At 36.5% G+C, this 19396-nt stretch carries 13 protein-coding genes; all 13 read left to right on the top strand.

All coding sequences use genetic code 11. The annotated features are described in order from the left end of the window. Nucleotides 1-8: 8 nt before the first annotated feature. The 13 genes from BN1243_RS05765 to BN1243_RS05705 all read left to right on the top strand — a co-directional run bounded on the left by BN1243_RS05765 (nt 9) and on the right by BN1243_RS05705 (nt 19226). Entirely contained in the window at nt 9-2372 is a 2364-nt protein-coding gene (locus BN1243_RS05765; protein ID WP_062105280.1) for a tripartite tricarboxylate transporter TctB family protein, read from the top strand. Further along, nucleotides 2369-3301: an ABC transporter ATP-binding protein gene (locus BN1243_RS05760; RefSeq protein ID WP_062105279.1), complete on the top strand. Its 933-nt coding sequence runs from the start codon at nt 2369-2371 to the stop codon at nt 3299-3301. Before BN1243_RS05765 ends, BN1243_RS05760 begins: the two co-directional genes overlap by 4 nt. Further along, nucleotides 3298-4125, top strand: a complete 828-nt coding sequence (locus tag BN1243_RS05755; protein ID WP_062105278.1) for an ABC transporter permease — start codon at nt 3298-3300, stop codon at nt 4123-4125. The genes BN1243_RS05760 and BN1243_RS05755 overlap by 4 nt, the downstream gene beginning before the upstream one ends. Nucleotides 4126-4142: 17 nt before the next feature. Further along, nucleotides 4143-5735 (top strand): hypothetical protein, encoded by a 1593-nt coding sequence (locus tag BN1243_RS05750; RefSeq protein ID WP_062105277.1) that lies wholly within the window; start codon nt 4143-4145, stop codon nt 5733-5735. An 8-nt stretch (nt 5736-5743) separates the two neighbouring features. Continuing rightward, nucleotides 5744-6745 carry an AAA family ATPase gene (locus BN1243_RS05745; protein ID WP_062105276.1) on the top strand — a complete coding sequence of 334 codons (1002 nt, stop codon included), beginning with the start codon at nt 5744-5746 and terminating at the stop codon, nt 6743-6745. Further along, the gene (locus tag BN1243_RS05740) at nt 6742-7608 is read left to right on the top strand and encodes a DUF58 domain-containing protein (RefSeq protein WP_062105275.1); all 867 of its coding nucleotides are present in this window, start codon (nt 6742-6744) and stop codon (nt 7606-7608) included. Before BN1243_RS05745 ends, BN1243_RS05740 begins: the two co-directional genes overlap by 4 nt. Nucleotides 7609-7617: 9 nt before the next feature. Next, entirely contained in the window at nt 7618-9402 is a 1785-nt protein-coding gene (locus BN1243_RS05735; protein WP_062105274.1) for a vWA domain-containing protein, read from the top strand. Next, the gene (locus tag BN1243_RS05730) at nt 9386-12160 is read left to right on the top strand and encodes a VWA domain-containing protein (protein WP_062105273.1); all 2775 of its coding nucleotides are present in this window, start codon (nt 9386-9388) and stop codon (nt 12158-12160) included. Before BN1243_RS05735 ends, BN1243_RS05730 begins: the two co-directional genes overlap by 17 nt. 409 nt (nt 12161-12569) lie before the next feature. Beyond that, the gene (locus BN1243_RS05725; RefSeq protein WP_062105272.1) at nt 12570-14324 is read left to right on the top strand and encodes an ABC transporter ATP-binding protein; all 1755 of its coding nucleotides are present in this window, start codon (nt 12570-12572) and stop codon (nt 14322-14324) included. Between the two features lie 8 nt (nt 14325-14332). Continuing rightward, on the top strand, nt 14333-16159 hold the full coding sequence (locus tag BN1243_RS05720; RefSeq protein WP_062105271.1) for an ABC transporter ATP-binding protein: 1827 nt from the start codon (nt 14333-14335) through the stop codon (nt 16157-16159). A gap of 131 nt (nt 16160-16290) precedes the next feature. Beyond that, a complete protein-coding gene (locus BN1243_RS05715) occupies nt 16291-17451 on the top strand; it encodes an MFS transporter (protein ID WP_062105270.1) in 1161 nt (386 codons plus the stop codon). Nucleotides 17452-17687: 236 nt separating this feature from the next. After that, nucleotides 17688-18545, top strand: coding sequence for a CvfB family protein (locus BN1243_RS05710; RefSeq protein ID WP_062105269.1), 858 nt, complete (start codon nt 17688-17690; stop codon nt 18543-18545). A 24-nt stretch (nt 18546-18569) separates the two neighbouring features. Then, nucleotides 18570-19226 carry a potassium channel family protein gene (locus BN1243_RS05705; protein WP_062105268.1) on the top strand — a complete coding sequence of 219 codons (657 nt, stop codon included), beginning with the start codon at nt 18570-18572 and terminating at the stop codon, nt 19224-19226. Nucleotides 19227-19396: the final 170 nt, after the last annotated feature.

Genomic DNA, 19396 nt, shown 5'->3' with positions numbered 1-19396 from the left:
GGGTTCTCATGATAATCCATAAAAAAGTACTCTTCTATTCTATGACCTTAATTTTTTTATTATTTACAATTTTCTCGCCGCCTGTACAAGCTGCTCCGAGATCACTTGACATGACTATTCAAGAGGGTTTCAACGGTATGGTGAAAAATGGGCGTGGGTATCCTGTTACAATTACTTTGAAAAATACCGGGGCTGACTTCAGTGGCGATATGTTAATAGACTTCGCCGTCGACTATAATTTAGGAGGTCAGAAAGCTATAAGAGTAGAACTTCCTCAAGGAAGTGAAAAAACATATGAAGTCATTATACCAGGAGCTTCATATGAACAAGCAAATTTTGGAAATGAACTTATAAAAGTCTATGAAAATAATTGGAAAAAGGGGAAAAAGGTTAAACTCAATGGAACAAATAAATCATCTGCTCGCATGCTTGAACCTCATCAACCAACGATAGGGTTATTAAGTGAAAATCCTGATCGTATGAGGAATTTGCAACTGATTCGCTTGAATGATGAACAAATTACAGTCGTTCCTTTATCAAAAGAGAGTATCCCAACAAATGAGAGTGGATTGGAATTCTTCGATTACCTCATTATAGATGATTATTCGATTGGAGAATTGTCGGACCAGCAGCAGGAAGCCCTCGTAAACTGGGTAGAGAGCGGAGGAAGTTTAATTGCGGGTGCTTCATCTAAAGGGAACCATGCGTTTGGTGAGCTATCTCCCTTATTACCACTACAAGAGAAAGCGGAAGAAACGATTTCTGATCTTTCTTTTTTAGGTGATCAAGCAAAAAATGATTTATCCTCAATAAAAATTACAACAGGTGACTTACTAGCTAATGCTGAAGTTGTAGAAAGCTCAGAAGAGTATCCAGTCGTGATTAAAACGAGTGTAAACAACGGTGAAATCTTGCAAACTGCATATTCAATCGGTGAGGCTCCTCTCTCTGGATGGAATGGATATGCTGATTACTTAGAAAAGATTCTCCTTTCGATTCAACCTGCTTTTGGACAGAAAACAGACGGAATTTATCAGTCAATTTATTGGGATATTGGGGAGACCAATGAATTGTTCCCATCCTCTAACTTTTCAATCGCTGCTGTAATCCTGATCATGATTGCCTACATGGTTGTTATTATTCCGATCATGTATTTTGTCTTAAGGCATATGGACATGAGGGAGCATTCATGGTGGCTAATTCCTGTCATCTCTATATTGCTCTCAATTGGGATTTTTGCTATTGGAGCGAAGGACCGGTTAGCTAAGGCGCAACTTTCAGAGTTAGGCTTATTAAGGGCGGATGGTCAAGGGAATTTAACAGGTCCATACTCGGTTGCCATTTTTTCGAATCGTAGTGGTGATTATGAGCTTTCACTTCCAAGGGAAGAATTCAAAGGTGTTCCAGTAAACTCTCAAGATAGCATCATTGATCGCGTCAATCATGTTGTTTTAAGTGAGTCAGTCTCAAAGAATGATTATTATTTTTCAGATGTGGACTATTGGTCAGGGAGATCAGTCGTAGGAATAGCGAATAAGCAATCAATTGGGCAACTAAATATAGACTTAGCTATACACGGAAGTGAATTGAGAGGAACAATTGAGAATCAATTTCCGTTTGATTTCGAAGAATTGTATATTTGGACTGGTGCTGAGATTTATGAATTGGGGGCTATCAACGAAAATCAAAAAATCGAAATTAATCAGTCTTTAACACAAACACTTATGACAAGACCAATTGATATTGGGAACTTATCATATGGCTTAAATCAGGAACTTGATGAACTGAAAAAAGAACATTTGAGGAGTGCATTAGTCCATTCGGATGCAATCCTTTCGGAAAATTCCCCAATTGTATTTGGCTACACAAAATCAAATGTTTTAGAAGCTGATATTAAAAATAAAAAAGCAAAAAATGAACGATTACAAATGATTTATCAAGCATTTCAAGCGGACGGTGAAGTGACAGGACCGTTTACGATTACTCCAGATCAAATTGGTGTTGAGATCAAGGTTATTAGTGGGCATATTTTAGAACCGCTAGATATGTACAATGAAGTTGCTCTTGAAAATGGTGAATATGAGCTTAATTTGAGCCTGCCTCGACAAATTCATTATAGTAAAGCTGCTATCGACTTTATTGATTATGTCGATTATGGATACTCTCGTCATGAACTATCATTTTTAGATCAAGAATCAGGGGAGTATGTGGATGTGGATGATCAAAACCAAAGCGATGTTTTAGGGGATCGTCCGGAACGATTTATTTCCGAGCAAGGACAGATAATAATTAGGCTTAAAAAAACAGATGGGGAAGAAAATCCGTTTTTTAGTTTTCCTGAATTTACTGTAAAAGGAGCTGTGAACCCATGATTGAAATTAATGAATTAACGAAAAGATATGGCTCGTTCACAGCTTTGGATTCTTTAACGATCCAAATTGATAAAGGATGTGTATTTGGAGTTGTTGGTCATAATGGTGCTGGAAAATCAACATTTTTTTCGATTTTAGCAACTTTACTTGCTCCAACATCTGGCACAGCCTTTGTTAACGGGGCCAGTGTTACAACAGACCCTAAGAAGGTAAGGGGATTTATAGGTTATATGCCTGATTTCTTCGGTGTCTATGATCAATTGCGAGTAAATGAATATTTAGATTTTTACGGAGCGAGTTATGGAATTCCTTCTCGTGAACGAAAAGAATTAATTAAACAGCTCCTTGAATTGGTGAATTTAACAGGAAAAGTGGACGCCTATGTGGATGTCTTATCTCGGGGGATGAAACAGAGACTCTGTCTAGCCAGATCACTTATCCATGATCCTGAAGTACTTATTCTTGACGAACCTGCGTCTGGTTTGGATCCTCGAGCCCGGATTGAAATGCGAGAAATACTGAAAGAACTGAAAAATATGGGGAAAACGATTTTAATTTCCTCACACATTTTACCTGAGCTATCGGAAATGTGCGATCAAATTGGAGTGATTAATCAAGGGAAATTAGTAGCACATGGAACTGTTTCAGATATCCAACAACAACTGCAAGCTGAAAAGGTCATTATTGTAAAATTAAGTGAACAACTAGATAAAGCGACAGCCTTTTTTGAAGATGATCCAGCGGTTTCGAAAACTGTCAATCTCGAAAATAACCTACTTCAATTCCATTATACTGGAACTGACGAAGATCAGATTCAACTTCTAAAAAAAGCAATCTTAGCAGATTTACCCATTGTTAGTTTTAAACAATTGGAATCTAATTTGGAAGACGTGTTTATGGAAATTACGAAAGGAGTGGATCTATTATGAAACAATTTTTAATAAATCCTGTATTAAATAAAGAATTCAAGCTGAGATTCCGCTCTTTTCGTACCTTTCTTGGATTATCTTCATATTTGGTTGCCATCGGAATTGTCGTTATCGGCTATATTCTAATGAGTAGATTAATAAATGGCGGATCGCAATTTGTAAGACCTGAAGAGAGTCGACTCATGTTTATGATTCTAGCCTATATTCAACTAGGACTAGTATTATTTATAACTCCAGGCTTAACAGCTGGAGTTATCAGTGGAGAACGGGAAAAACAAACATTGAATATTCTACTTACAACGGTACAAAGTTCTACAAGCATTATATTAAGCAAATTAACATCATCGATATCATATTTGTTGTTAATGATTATTGCTAGTTTACCTTTTTATTCGATTGTTTTTCTTTTCGGAGGTGTCTCTCCGATTACTTTAGTAAAAATATTTGGGTTTTATTTATTCTCCATTTTTGTGTTTGGCAGTTTTGGTGTCTTCTTTTCTACGATGATTAGAAGAACAATTGTAGCAATGATTTCCACCTATGGGATTAGTTTATTTTTAACAGGAGGAACAGCTTTTTTATACATGATCACAACGGGTTATACAATGTCTCAAAATGCCGCTGTGTTTTTCCCCTATATATTTGCTATTTTTAATCCAGTTATGGCGTTCACTGTTTTATTTGAACCTGATATGAATGAATTTATCACAACTCAAACAGGTGTTAGTTTTCCGTTCATTTGGAGTTATTTCATCGTTTATTCAATGCTAGCGATAGTTGCGTTATTAATTAGTATTAAAAGGCTTAGACCTAAAATGCGCTAATAAAAGGGTGACAGGCAATGGATTCAAAGCAATTATTTTTTCAACTGCTTTATAAAGTACGATCACAATTACGATTGGAATACTCAGTTAAGCAATTTCAACAACTTTTTATGTTATCGTCATGCCTTCTGTTTATACTGCTGCTCTTTTCACGTTTTTTCATTGTTGTTCATTTGATTAGCTATACAATCATCGGTATATGTATCGTTCTTTGTTGGTACTTATATTTGGCTAGGAAGAAGTTCCCCACCGACTATGATGCAGCGTGTGTTTATGATTTATATACTGGGGAAGATCGGACAGCAACAGCTTTATCGTTCATTCAATATTCTGAAGAAGTTTATGAATGGCAAAGAAAAGATGCCATTGCACACATGAAAACAACGGAACAAAGCGTTTTACAAAGGAAGAAAAAATACATTTATCCATTGCCGATCTTTATTGCGCTATTGCTATCAGTTTCCTCCATACTAATGATTATATTTCCGAGCGAGCATATGGAAGCAGCAAAACTGAAAAAACATGAATTAAAGTTAATTCAAGAAATTGAAAAAAACTTAAAAAAGGCAGAAAAGGAACAAACAGAACCAGTTACTAAAAATGAACTAGCTGCAACTGTTGAAAAATTGCAAACTTCAAAAAAAGCAGATGATGTTCTTCAACAACTAATCAAACAAAGAGAAGAACTTGAATTAAAAAAGGTTGAAGCGAAAGAACAACTGTCGCTACTTAACAATACACAAAATCTATTGCAATCTGTCGATTTAACGGGACTTGCTCAAGCACTACAGCAGAATGATCTAGCTCAACTCAATAAAGAACTTGCAGATTTAAAGAAAAATTCATTAACTGATGAACAAAAAGAAATGCTTGCCCATTTAAATGATGAGAAGGAATTTTCCGAAAACACTGTGGCTGAGTTAGCAGAAAAACTTAGAACAGCTAGTGAAAATGTAGATATGGCTAACCAAGTTGAAATAGCTCAAAAAATTATAGATCAGCAAGTTCGTGATCTATATGAAAATATGCTTGCTAATCAAATGAATCCTACTACTAATTTAGCGCAAATACCTAGTGAAGGAGACCAGCCATCTCAAAGTGGGCAACAACCGCCAGTAAGTTCTGACAATCCTGGAACAAGTTCATCCACACCCGGGGATAATGCCCAAGGTCAAGGCCAAGGCCAAGGTCAGGGCCAGGGTCAAGGTCAAAGTCAAGGCCAAGGTCAGGGCCAGGGTCAAGGCCAAGGTCAGGGCCAGGGTCAAGGCCAAGGTCAGGGCCAAGGTCAGGGTCAAGGTCAAGGTCAAGGTCAAAGTCAGGGCCAAGGCGCAGGTCTTGGGTCGGGATCAAGAGAGCTAACAATTCCAGAAACAATCGATGGCAAAGTCAATATCGAGGTAGATCAGGGGGAAGTTACAGGAGATGGCAGTCCTCAAGAGCAACGAGAAGGTAACGGACCAGTATTAAAAGGGTCCATCCGACCATATGAGGAAGTGTATAAACAATATGAAGAAGCTGCTCGCCAAAGTACAGAGCGGACACAGCTTCCGAAAGAGTTAGAAACAGTTGTAAAAAACTATTTTTCAAAGATAAAGCCGCCTGAGGAGTGACCAATTTAATGGAAAATGTCCATGAAAGTGATTTTGAACAAGCAACAATTAAATTAAGAGATGCTAAACAGGAAATACAAAGTTTTATTGTTGGGCAGGAAAATGTAATTGATCAAATGCTCTGGACAATTTTCTCTGGAGGGCATGCCTTGCTTGAAGGGTTACCTGGACTTGGAAAAACGATGCTCGTTCGTACGATATCCCAAGTCCTTGATTTGAGTTTTTCACGTATCCAGTTCACACCTGATTTAATGCCATCTGATATAACAGGTACGATGATGATTCAGCCTGATGATGCTGGTAAACAAATATTTGAATTTTATAAAGGCCCACTATTTTCAAATATTGTTTTAGCTGATGAAATTAACCGTGCTACTCCAAAAACTCAAAGTGCATTACTAGAAGCAATGGGTGAAAAGACAGTCACAATTATGGGAGATACAAAAAAAATGTCAGATCCTTTTTTTGTCCTTGCAACGCAAAATCCTATTGAAATGGAAGGGACTTATCCACTGCCTGAGGCCCAATTAGATCGGTTTACGTCCAAAATACTAGTTTCATATCCAAATAAACGTGATCTAAAGGAAATTATCCTCCGCACAACGGGAATAGAGCAACCTGTATTAGAAAAAGTCATGACTATTCAAGACGTTATAAATATACAATTACTCGTTAAGCAAATTATTATTTCTGAAGAAATATTAGAAATGGCAGTTCAAGTTGCATCTGCTACACAACCTACAGATCCTGATTCCCCTGAATCCGTAAAAAAATATGTGCAATATGGGTGTGGTCCGCGCGGTCTTCAAAGTATAATCGCTCTCGCAAAAACACGAGCGCTTATTTCGGGGCGCTTTCATGTTTCAATCGGTGATCTGAAAACAGTGGCTAAACCAGCACTCCGCCATCGGTTATTATTGAATTTTGAAGGAGAAGCAATGGGGATATCAACTGATCAACTGATTGAGGAAACCATCGAAAAGATTCAAACTAAAGGTGTCGCTAAATGAGCTTAAAACATGAGTTTTTATCTAGACTTAGAAAATTACGAATTAAGTCGGAGCTAAAGAGGACTGGAACCCATAAAGGCATTCGTCGTTCTTATCGGTTTGGATCTTCACTCGAATTTTCTGATTTTAGAACGTATCAACCTGGTGATGATATAAGACAAATTGATTGGAATGTATATAGTAGAACGAAACGGCACTATATAAAAAGACATTTAGATGAGCAGGAAATAAAAGTAGCCATTTATCTAGATTGTACATCATCTATGAGAGCATCTGCCTCGAAGTGGAAGCTTGCGAAAGAAATAGCTGCTTCATTTAGTTTTGTTTGTTTGGAAAATGAAGATCGACTAGTGTTTAACCCGATTTCTTCTAGTCCTCTACGGGGAGCCGAAAGGAAAGGAAGCAATTATTCTAAATCAGTCGTATATGAAATTATGAACTTATCAGTCACTGATAAGACGACGTCCTTTGTTAACGAACTAGATAAGAGTATTCAAAAGGGCAGGCAAGTAACCATTATTATTACAGATGGAATGGAAAGCCCATCAACTTTTGAACAAGTGCTTCGCAAAATTGCGTTTATGAAAACTCAAATTTATTTTATTCAGGTTCTTAGTAATGAAGAATTATCTCCATCATTTAAAGGTGATGCAAAATTAGTTGATAGTGAACAGGACTTAGAAATTAATATTAGTTTGGATCCCAAACTACTTCTAGCCTACCAGCAAAGGTTAATCAAACATAATGCAGAATTAGAAAAAGCATGTACCCGTGTAGGTGGATTGTATGTATTAGTTAAAGATGACCTACCAGTTGAAGGGATTATATTAAAAGACTTTGTTTCGTACGGTATTTTGCAATGAGGTGACAATATGGCTTTTCTGAACCCTGCATTTTTTTCCTTATTTATATTCGTAGCTGCTGTTCTAGTTTTTTATATGTTTCGAAAACAATATGAATCTATCGTGATTCCCTCCACATTTCTTTGGGAACAAGTAATGAATGAATGGCAAGCTTCTCCTTGGTTGAATAAACTTCAAAGAAATTTGTTGTTATTTCTTCAACTATTAATTTTGATATTATTAATGTTTGCTCTTGTACGTCCTTATTTTATGGTGAAGGGAATTGCGGGAGAGCATATTTTTATGATTATTGATACATCTGCTTCAATGGCGGCTATACATAATGGAAATACTAGATTTTCTGAAGCGAAAGCCCAAATGGATTCATATTTAGAACAAGTGGATGGACAAGAAATTACATTAATTACCGCTGGTTCAGAACCGAAATTAGTTATAAATAAAGAAAAGGACATCAGTTTGATTAAACAGTCCATTAAAGACCTAAATATTTCCTATGAATATAGCGATGTAAAAAAAGCGATACGACTTGCAGCATCGTTAGCAAGTCAAGAGGACGCTAGCTTTTTTGTTTTTTCTGATTCTGTAATTGAAGCGGATATTCACGATCTTCCAGAAAATTCTCCGATTACAGTTATTAATAATGGAAATAAGGGGAGCAATATTTCCTTAAAATCTTTTGGGACGGGAATTTTTAATGATGAAACTAGGGCTGTCGCTGTAATCGAAAATCAAAGTGATGAACCGGCAACTGTAAAATTACAAGTACAAACTGAAGATCAACTTTTTTATGAGCAAGAAATAACGATAGATCCAGCTCAACAAAAGTTTATGAATATTGAAAGTCTTCCTTCACGCGAGTACTATAAGGCGAGAATCTTAGTCGATGATGATTATAAAGTTGATAATGAATTAATTGCTATCCACAAGTTAAAAATGCTCAAAGTTTATGCCCTAGGTGAGGTTAGTCCATTTATCATTAGAGGACTCGAAAATATTGGTTATGAAGTTATTCAATTGAAAGGAACCCCCGATGAACAAGACATACAAGATGGAATAGTTGTCACTGAAAATCTAGCTGTTCAAAATTGGCCAAAACGTCCTGTGCTGGCAATTACTCCTGAAACAGGAGATTCTGTAAAATTACAAGAAAAAGTTGAAACAACAAATGATCCGTTATTTCAATATGTTGATATCGAAAAAGCTTACATTGAATCCGCCAATTCTTCTGATACATTTTCCATACCGGTTATAGCTAAAAGTGGTAGTTTACGACTTATTCAAAAAGGGACAATTGACGGTTTACCAGCTATAGTCATTCATTTTTCATTAGAAGATTCAGATTGGCCGCTCCACCCAAGTTTTCCAATCTTTTTATATCATTCTGCAGAGTGGCTAACTTCTCAAGATACTTTTATTGATTTTTTTCAGCCGGGAGAAGAGCGCTGGATGAATGCGAATGGAGAGAGTGGAGAATGGAATGTTTTTAATGAAGAAGGAAAATTTGTTCAATCTTATAATTTGAATGAGGAGAGTTTTATTGCTCCGGAACATCCAGGACTTTATCAATTAATGAGAAGTGCGGATAGAAAGTATTTTGCAGTCAATTTGGATGAACGAGAAAAAACAATTCTGTCTGAACCATCGTTTAGTCTGAATCAAGAAACGGAAGATGAGGATAGCTTAGGGAATTTGACGACACGCCCATATGAACAAATATGGTTTTGGTTTGTTCTGCTGGCTATTCTGATCATGTTTATCGAATGGGAGGTGACTCGACGTGGGTCTAGAGTTTAAACATCCCATTCTGTTGCTTCTGTTGTTACCAGCCTCACTTGTTATTTATTTATTTGTTCGTCATGCAAAAGTCTTTACGAAAACAGAAAAAACAGTAATTGCATTTTTAAGAAGTTCGAGTTTCGGTTTGTTAATAATTAGTTTGGCTGTACCCCAAATTTTAATGAAGACCGATGAATACCATATAGTCTTTGTTGCAGATACATCTGCGAGCATGAAAGGAACAGATGAAGAAATATTAAGCTGGATCGAAAAGAGTGTGGAACATAAAAAGGAAAAAGATCAATTTGCTATTCTGGCTTTAGGCAAAGATGCTGCACTTGAACAAGCATTCTCTAATAATCCAGACATCATCCAAACATTTTCAACTCGAGTGGACCGATACGACACAAATTTTGAAAATGGTTTGCAACTTGCACAATCTCTTTTTCCATCAGGACAGAATGGGAGAATTGTTCTTTTTTCTGATGGAAATGAAACGGCAGGTTCCATTTTAGAGGCAGCGAATTTATTAAAACAACGAGGAATAGTATTGGATTATGTTAAGATTCAAGGAAATATAGGAACAGACATGGCGATTACAGAATTTGCTGTTCCATCTGCACTATATGAAGGCGAAACCGTGCAGATGAAAATGAAAATTACGAGTAATTATGCGAAAGAAGCGAATGTCCGGATTTATTTAAATGATAAGGAATTGCTTCAAGAAAAAGTAGAGGTAAAAGAAGGGACTAATTCCTATACATTAACGCATAAAGCCGAGGAAACAGGGCTCTTCATTTATAAGGCAGTCATTGCAGCAGAGGATGATACCTTTCCAGAAAATAATACTTTATCTGCTATTTCTAACGTCAAAGGAACACCAAAAATTTTAGTTGTTCAACAGGAAGCAGAAGTTAATTATCTTGATTTGCTTAAATCTACTGGATTAGTTGTAGATTCGATAACTCCTAAACAACTTCCATCTGCACTATCAGGTTATTTGCATTATGATTCCATTATTTTCAATAATATTTCGGCTACTGATGTCGGTGAAAATAAAATGGCGTTAATCGAACAAGCGGTAAAGGAATTCGGTACAGGATTCGTTATGGCTGGTGGAGATAACAGCTATGGTCTTGGTGGATATTTTAAAACACCTATTGAAGAACTATTGCCAGTCTATATGGAAGTAAAAGGAAAAGAAGAAATTCCTTCTCTTGGTCTTATCATCGTGTTAGATCGATCAGGTAGTATGGAAGGAGAAAAATTACTTCTTGCTAAAGAAGCAGCAGCAAGATCTGTTGAATTACTTAGAGAAAAAGATACACTCGGTTTCATCGCGTTTGATGATCGCCCATGGGAAATTATTGAGGCGGCGCCTCTGCAGGATAAAGAGGATGCAATCGGACAAATTCGCTCGGTTACATCTGGTGGAGGGACCGAAATTTTTACTGCTCTTCAAAAGGCATATGAAAGACTTACTCCTCTAGAATTGCAACGTAAGCATATTATACTTCTAACAGATGGACAATCTGCAACGACTGAAGATTATCAACGGTTAATTGAAGAGGGGAAAAGCGCGAATATTACTTTATCTACCGTTGCACTTGGTCAAGATGCAGATAAAAGACTACTTTCAACATTAGCTGAAAATGGTTCGGGGAGATTTTACGATGTTATAGATGATTCAACAATCCCAAGTATACTTTCGAGAGAAACTGCGATGATTACACGAACTTATATTGTAGATGACCCTTTTTACCCTGTTATCCATAATCAACCAAATTGGAATTCAATATTTGAAAATGGTGTTCCCGAAATGAATGCCTATATTGCTGTTACACCGAAAGATACTGCTCAAATTATTCTATCTAGTACAAAAGATGATCCTATACTTGCTGAATGGCAGTACGGATTAGGAAGAACGGTAGCTTTTACTTCAGGTTTAGATGCTCAATGGGCGGGGAGTTGGACAACATGGGAGAAGTGGCCGTTATTTTTGAATCATCTTATAACAAGAACTTTACCAACTTTCAATGATGAACCCTTTGCGGTACATGTGAATATTCGCGATAGCCAAGCGATTATTCAATTAACATCTTCTGATGGTGATATGGCCCCTATTGAAGTAGCTATTGTGTCACAAACTGGAGAGGCAATGGACGCGAGTACAAAAATGATTTCACCTGGGAAACACGAAGTAGCGATAGAGCAGGTTCCGGGGGAATATTTTTTGAGGATTAAGCAAATGACTGAAGATGGAGAAGAAAAACTATATAAAACTGGATTTACTATTCCTTATTCAGACGAACTTTTAGATAAAGAAGCTAACTTTTCTCTTTTGGACGAAGCTGTCGCCCTAACAGGCGGGAAGGGATTAGAAAATGAAAAAATGGCTTTTTCCCCGTTACCTGAAAGGTCTGTGAAACACCAGTCTATTGTCCAATGGCTAGTTTTCATTGCATTTTTATTCCTTTTTATAGAAATTGCAATTAGGAGATTTGGACTGAATATGATACATCGGTTGTTTAAGCGTGTTAATATGCAACAGCCAAAAGAACAGAGTAAGGGGCTTAATGTAGAAAATCTACAAAAAAAAGTGGAAAGGCATACTGAAGAAAAGAGAAGGAAAGGAAAAGTAGTTCATAACAAAAATAATAATCTTAAATTGGATCCTAAGAGACCAACATTAAAAGAAACTGAAAGTGACAAGGAAAAAAATAGACAGGAACAGATGAAAAAGTTGTTGGAGGCTAAGAACAAAAGGAATCAATAAATAATGTAAAGTCCATCTGTATTATTTTGCTGAAGCCTTTATTGGCCACGTCTTTCCTCCAAATTTGGGACAATCGAATTTCTGTTCTTCATACAAGATAAAAAGTTCATATTTTTTGAAGGTGCCCATATTATTACAAGGGCATCTTTTTTTTTGCTCACATCAATAATTATTTTAGCATTTCTCTGGCATTTCAAAATAAAAGGATTATAATGATTATGGCTAAAATAATTTACTTTTTTGAGGGGATCTGATCATTATTACATAGAAATTTTCACTTCAGACTTTAGACGTAAGGGCTATCGGATATTGGAATGAAATTGATTATTTTTACTAAAAACAGTGGAAAAATATTTCGGTAACCGATATATTTAATATCATGGCCGACTGCCATAAGGGAGGGATTTACATGGAGACATTTAAGAAACTAAGGCAATACTACTGGCCATATAAAAAGTACTTTTTTATCTCGACCATTTTTTTGCTAATTGTAACAGCGATTACAGTCATTTATCCTATTGTTCTTCAGCTTACAATTGACAATGTCATAATAAGTGGACAATATGATTGGATATTGCCATTAACTCTAGGGTTTATGGCGATAATGGCCGCAAAAGCAATTGCAACATTTTTCCAACAGTATACGGGTGATTTATTCGGGATTAAATCAGTGTACAAAATGCGGAACGTATTGTATGAGAAATTACAGTACTTACCGTTCCGATATTATGATAATGCGAAAACGGGTGACCTAATGTCACGATTAACTGCCGATGTTGAGTCCTTTCGATTCTTTCTATCATTCGGATTTGTGGAGATCCTTCGACTTGTTTTGCTATTAAGTGTTACGTTTGGTGTTATGTTTTATTATTCTGTGCCATTGACAATCGCGACAATGGTTTCACTACCATTTTTGTTTTTTGTTGTTTATAAGTTTGATAGGGCAGTACATCCAGCTTTCCGTAGTATTAGAAGATCTTTTGGAAAGCTTAACACGAACGTACAAGAAAGTATTTCGGGAATTAACACAGTTAAATCTTTATCCCGTGAGGATTACCAAACCGATAAATTTAATCATTCTAATGAAGATTACAAGGATAGAAACATCTTCACATCGAATATTTGGGCAAAATACTTTCCTTTAATGGAATTACTTGGGAATATCTCTGTAATTGCACTTCTATCGTTCGGTGGTTATCTCGTTATCAATGATTCTCTTAAGCCAGGGGAATTAGTTGCTTTTTATAGTTTAGTTGGGTTTATTTTATGGCCGATCATGAATCTTGGATTCACGGTAAATATGTTTTCTCAATCTAAAGCATCTGGTGAAAGGCTTCTGGAAATTCTTGAAGCGAAAGAGGATATTGTAGATAAAGAGAATGCATATGCCCCACAACGTCTTCAAGGAGAAGTTGAATTCAAAAATGTGTCGCTTCGTTATGCGGGTGAAGACAATCGCGCTCTAAAAAATATTAACTTTAAGGCAGAAGCTGGAAAGATTATCGGTCTTGTCGGTGCAACAGGATCAGGAAAAACAAGTATTACGCAACTTATAACAAGATTTTATGAAGCAGAGTCGGGTGAAGTGCTAATCGATGGGAAAAATGTGAAGGATTATTCCATTCAAGCTTTACGTAAAAACATCGGTTTTGTTCTTCAAGAAAGCTTCCTATTCTCATCAACAATTAAAGCAAATATTGCATATGGTCGACCTGATGCAAAAATGGAAGATATTATTGATGCTGCCAAAAGAGCAGATGCCCATGAATTTATCACTCAGTTGCCTGATGGATATGATACCGTTCTTGGAGAAAGAGGTCTCGGATTATCCGGTGGACAGAAGCAAAGAATTTCGATCGCTAGGTCTATCTGCCTTGATCCAAGTATTTTAATACTTGACGATGCAACAAGTGCAGTTGATATGGAAACGGAGTTTAAAATTCAAGGAGCGCTTCGAGAAGTAATGAACGGTAGAACGACATTTATTATCGCTCATCGAATTTCCTCGCTCAAACACGCGGATGAAATTCTTGTACTGGAAAACGGTGAAATTGTCGAAAGAGGGACTCATGATCAATTAATCCATGAAAATGGTCCATATGAGCGTGTCTATAAAATTCAATTCCAGGACCAACAGGCAATTTTGCAAGGCCAGAGAGGGTGAGCAAAAAGATGAAGAAAACAAAGAAAATAAATCCACTTGTGATGGAACGTTTTCACTATTCTACGGAACAATTAATTGATAAACCATTTAACTGGAAACAATTGTATCGTTTATTAGATTATTTGAAACCTTATTCCAAAAATTTATTGCCTGCATCAATTATTACTGTACTTATTACAACAGCAATTAGGTTAATCATTCCAATTTTGATTGGTGTTCATGCTTTAGATAAGGCGATTAATACTCAGAAAAATATTCCATATTTAATGTGGATTGTTGGGATCATTGCTGTTCTTTATGTAATCAATTATGTTGCTAATATTTATCGGATCAAATGGAGTAATGAATTAGGTCAGCGAGTAATCTATGACCTCCGTAAACATTTATTTACGCATGTTCAAGGATTATCTCATCGCTTTTTTGATCAACGTTCTGCCGGATCGATTCTAGTAAGGGTAATGAATGATACTAATTCATTACAGGATTTGTTTACAAATGGCGTAATCAACGTGTTTATGGATATGTTAATGCTTTTTGGAGTTATTATCATTCTCTTTACATTAAGTCCGCAGTTAACATTAGCAGTACTTGTTATTCTGCCATTAATGTTCCTAATATCCACAACGCTAAGAAAAACAATTCGTCGAGCTTGGCAATATATGAGATTAAAACAGTCTAAATTAAACTCTCATTTAAATGAAAGTATTCAAGGTATTAGAGTGACACAAAGTTTTACACAAGAACAAGAAAACATGGCGTTCTTCGATGGCGTTAACACTGAAAACTATGAAGCTTGGAGAAATGCAACGAAAAAGAGTGCCATGTTCCGTCCGCTTGTTGATTTAACGAATGCTGTAGGTACAGCGGTACTACTTTGGTATGGTGCACATTTGATACAGGCAGGATCATTATCATTAGGTACTTTTGTATCATTCGCTTTCTACATTGGTATGTTCTGGGAACCAATCTCAAGATTAGGTCAACTCTATAATCAATTATTAATGGCGATGGCATCTTCAGAAAGAATTTTCGAGTATTTAGATGAAAGGCCGATTGTTCACGAAAAGAACAATGCAATAGAGCTTGAGGACATTGCCGGACATATTCAATTTGATCGTGTAGAATTTTCATATGATGATAAACGAAAAGCTTTAAAAGGAGTATCGCTCGAAATGTTGCCTGGTCAGACAATCGCACTAGTCGGGCATACGGGATCAGGGAAATCAACAATTGCGAACCTCATTACTCGATTTTATGATCCTACAGCAGGGGCTGTCAAAATTGATGGGCATGATTTGCAAGATGTTAACCTAAAAAGTTTGCGCCACCAAATTAGTGTCGTTCTTCAAGATACGTTCATTTTCTCTGGAACGATTATGGAAAATATTCGGTTTGGAAATCCGATGGCTTCCGATGAGCAAGTAAAAGCTGCAGCAGAAGCGATAGGCGCTAATAGATTTATTGAGCAACTGCCTATGGGATATGACACAGAAGTAGAAGAAAGAGGAAATATATTGTCTGTAGGTGAAAGGCAACTTCTTTCTTTTGCAAGAGCACTATTAGCCGATCCTCGTATTATTATTTTGGATGAAGCTACAGCAAGTATTGATACTGAAACAGAAGTGCAAATTCAAAGAGCCTTGCAAACATTGTTAAAAGGAAGAACATCCATTATCATCGCACATAGGCTATCGACGATCAGAGATGCTGATAAAATCTTTGTTCTCCAGCAAGGTGAAATTATTGAAGAAGGAAACCATGATCAATTAATGGTTCATAGAGGCGAGTACTACCGTCTAATTGAAGCGCAATTTAAAGTTATGAAGGCAATATAATATAAAACAAGGGGAGGATTGACCAGTAATCGGTCTCCTCCCTTTCTTATTAGATTCTTCCATTTAAAGAATAGATTTTAAAAGTTAAAATAGAAACATATACAATCTGTTCATTCCAAGGGGGCACATCAATGTTGCACATATCTTTATTTAACTTCTTTTATTATTGGACCGTTTCTATCATTAATGCATTTTTACCACTACTGTTTAGGTATAAAGGTATGAGTCCTGCAGAAATTGGTGTTGTGCTCGCAGTTGGTCCTATTGTGGCGATTTTTTCCCAGCCACTTTGGGGAGTAATTTCAGATAAGAAAAGAACAATCAAAAAGGTAATTGTTCTGCTTTTGATTACAACCTTTATCGTTAGTTTCGGAGTATTTTTTAGTCCCTCAATGTCATTTCTAATTGTTTTCATGATGATTTTTCATTTTTTTATGTCACCGATACAGCCATTACTCGATAGTTTATCTACTAAATTTGCCAAGGATAATGGTGTAAGCTATGGCTCCATTCGGGTGTGGGGTTCAATAGGATTTGCAACGGCTTCCCTTATTTTAGGTATTATTATAGGAAAAGTAGGAATCCAATACCTTTGGATCATATACTCGCTTATTATCTTTTGTGTCTTGTTAATCTCTCTAAAGCTTACCGATAGTGAAGCAAATAGAAAGCCGCTTACATTAAAGGGATTTCAAAAAGCATTCAGTAATTCCCGATTACTGGGAGTTTTAATTGCTGTACTTTTTATTGCCATTCCACATCGAATGAATGATGGACTATTAGGAATCTATTTACAATCACTTGGTGCTTCTGAAGGCAAAATCGGACTAGCCTGGACTTTTTCTGCGCTAAGTGAAGCACCAGTAGTGGCGATAATGTATGTACTTATGAGGAAAATCCCTTTATTAGCTCTTATAAGTATGGCAGGATGTTTTTATACATTACGTTGGTTTTTATATAGTATTTTGACAGATCCGCTTATGATAATTATGTCACAAGCTATGCATAGTGTTACATTTGCCATCTTTATGGTGGCGACACTACAGTACATTGCTCAAATTATTCCAGAGGAAATGCTTGCTACAGGTCAAACAGCTTATTATGCCACTTTTAGTGGACTAGCTTCTATTATCGGTAGTTCCTTAGGCGGTTATTTTATGCAATATTATGGAGGGAATTTTATTTATAAAATGGGGGCTGTTTCCGCTTTGGTTGGTACCTCAATCTTTTTCATACTATTTTTGCAAGATATGAAAAGGCAGAAGCAAAATATGTTCGACCAGAAAGTATAAAATAGTTGATTGGTAGATACTGGCTATATTGGCGATCGAAATATGAAGTTTCTTAAATAATATCGGATTAACTATTGTGAAACACTAATTCAAAATCGAAGAGAATCAAAAAATTGTAAGTTAGTGATGAAAGAAACTCCCACTAATTGAAGTTTCACTTTATTTTGTTTCTCTTTCAGACATGGTATAATTTGAGCTATTCATTGAAAGCAATAGAAGAGCGGAGGATTATTAACATGGAAGCTGGGATAACAAAAACTCTTAAAGTTGTGCGTGAGGCCCCATTTGGCTTTTTTCTAACAGATGGAGAAGAGGATGTCCTTTTGCATCACACCGAGGTCTCTATACCGATTCAACTTGAACAAGACCTTGAAGTGTTTTTATATCAAGACCATGAGGGAAGATTGTCAGCCTCCCTTACGATACCGAAAATTCAAGTTGGGAAATATGATTGGGCCCAAGTTGTTGGAGTTACAAAAAAGTTAGGGATTTTTATTGATATAGGGCTACAAAAGGATATATTAATTTCTCTTGATGATTTACCTGAGGATATTCATTTATGGCCAACAGTAGGGGACAGGCTATATTGCACATTAACAAGAAATAATAAAAATAGATTATTTGGTAAGATAGCTCCAGTAGAGGAAATCGAATTAATATCAGTTGCTGCCAACGAGAGCTTGTTTAATAAAAGTATTAAAGGTACAGTTTATCGTATTCTACAAATTGGTTCATCTATTATAACGGAAGAAGGCTACTTAGGTTTTATTCATGAATCGGAGCGAAATGAAGAACTTCGGCTTGGCCAACAAGTTGAAGGAAGAGTAACTAATGTAAAAGAAGATGGAAGCATCAATGTCTCATTATTACCGAGAACCCATGAACGTCAACATGATGATGCTTCATTAATTTACGATTATTTGTTAGGACGGGGAGGGAGTATGCCTTATTCTGATAAAAGTTTGCCTGAGGATATAAAGAGGCGCTTTAATATGAGTAAAGGAGCATTTAAACGTGCTTTGGGGAAACTGATTAAAGAAGATAAGATTACTCAAGAAGATGGTTGGACACACGCTAAAGATCAGAATAGTTGATTGGGAAAAAACGGAGGAGTTACGGTGAGAAAACAATTTGCTGTCATTGGGCTCGGCCGGTTCGGAGGGAGTATCTGCTCCGAATTGATCGAGCAGGGAATGGAAGTACTAGCCATTGATAAAAGTGAAGATAGAGTCAATGCGTTTGCAACGATTGCAACTCATGCGGTAATCGCGGATACTACGGATGAATCTGTTTTGAAGAACATTGGAATCCGAAATTTTGATCATGTGATTGTAGCAATTGGTGAGGATATTCAGTCAAGCATCTTAACTACGCTTATGTTGAAAGAAGTTGGCGTGAAATATATTACGGTCAAAGCACAAAACGACTATCATGCAAAAGTGCTACGGAAAATAGGGGCAGATCGAGTTGTTCATCCTGAAAGGGATATGGGGAGAAGGATTGCTCATTACATTGTTTCTAAAAATATCTTGGATTATTTAGAACTATCGGATGAATATAGTATTGTTGAAATTCAAGTAAATGAAACACTTGCGGGGTATTCCCTAGTCGAATTAGATGTACGAGCTAAATATGGTATAAACATCGTTGCTATTAAAAGGGGCAGAGAAATACTTGTCACACCACCTGCAGAAGCACCACTACAACAAGATGATATACTCATCGTCATCGGAGCCGATACAGACATAAACAGATTTGAAAAAAAAGTGTTATAAAACGAAAAGCGTAAGCGCCCGTTAAGCGACGTACAAACTTTTTAAGCTTCTGACGAGATAAAGGAAACACGGCGAGGAACGAGCCGATGTTGACTTATCGTAGGAAGAAACTGAAAGTTTGCAAGTCGCTGGGCGCTGGAGCTAGCCAACGAAAAGCGTAAGCGCCCGTT

Origin of the sequence: Bacillus niameyensis, assembly GCF_001375535.1 — a bacterium.
GTDB classification, from domain to species: Bacteria; Bacillota; Bacilli; order Bacillales; family Bacillaceae_C; genus Lederbergia; species Lederbergia niameyensis.
Note: the sequence above shows the minus strand (reverse complement) of the source record. Positions and strands in the feature narration are given on the sequence as shown.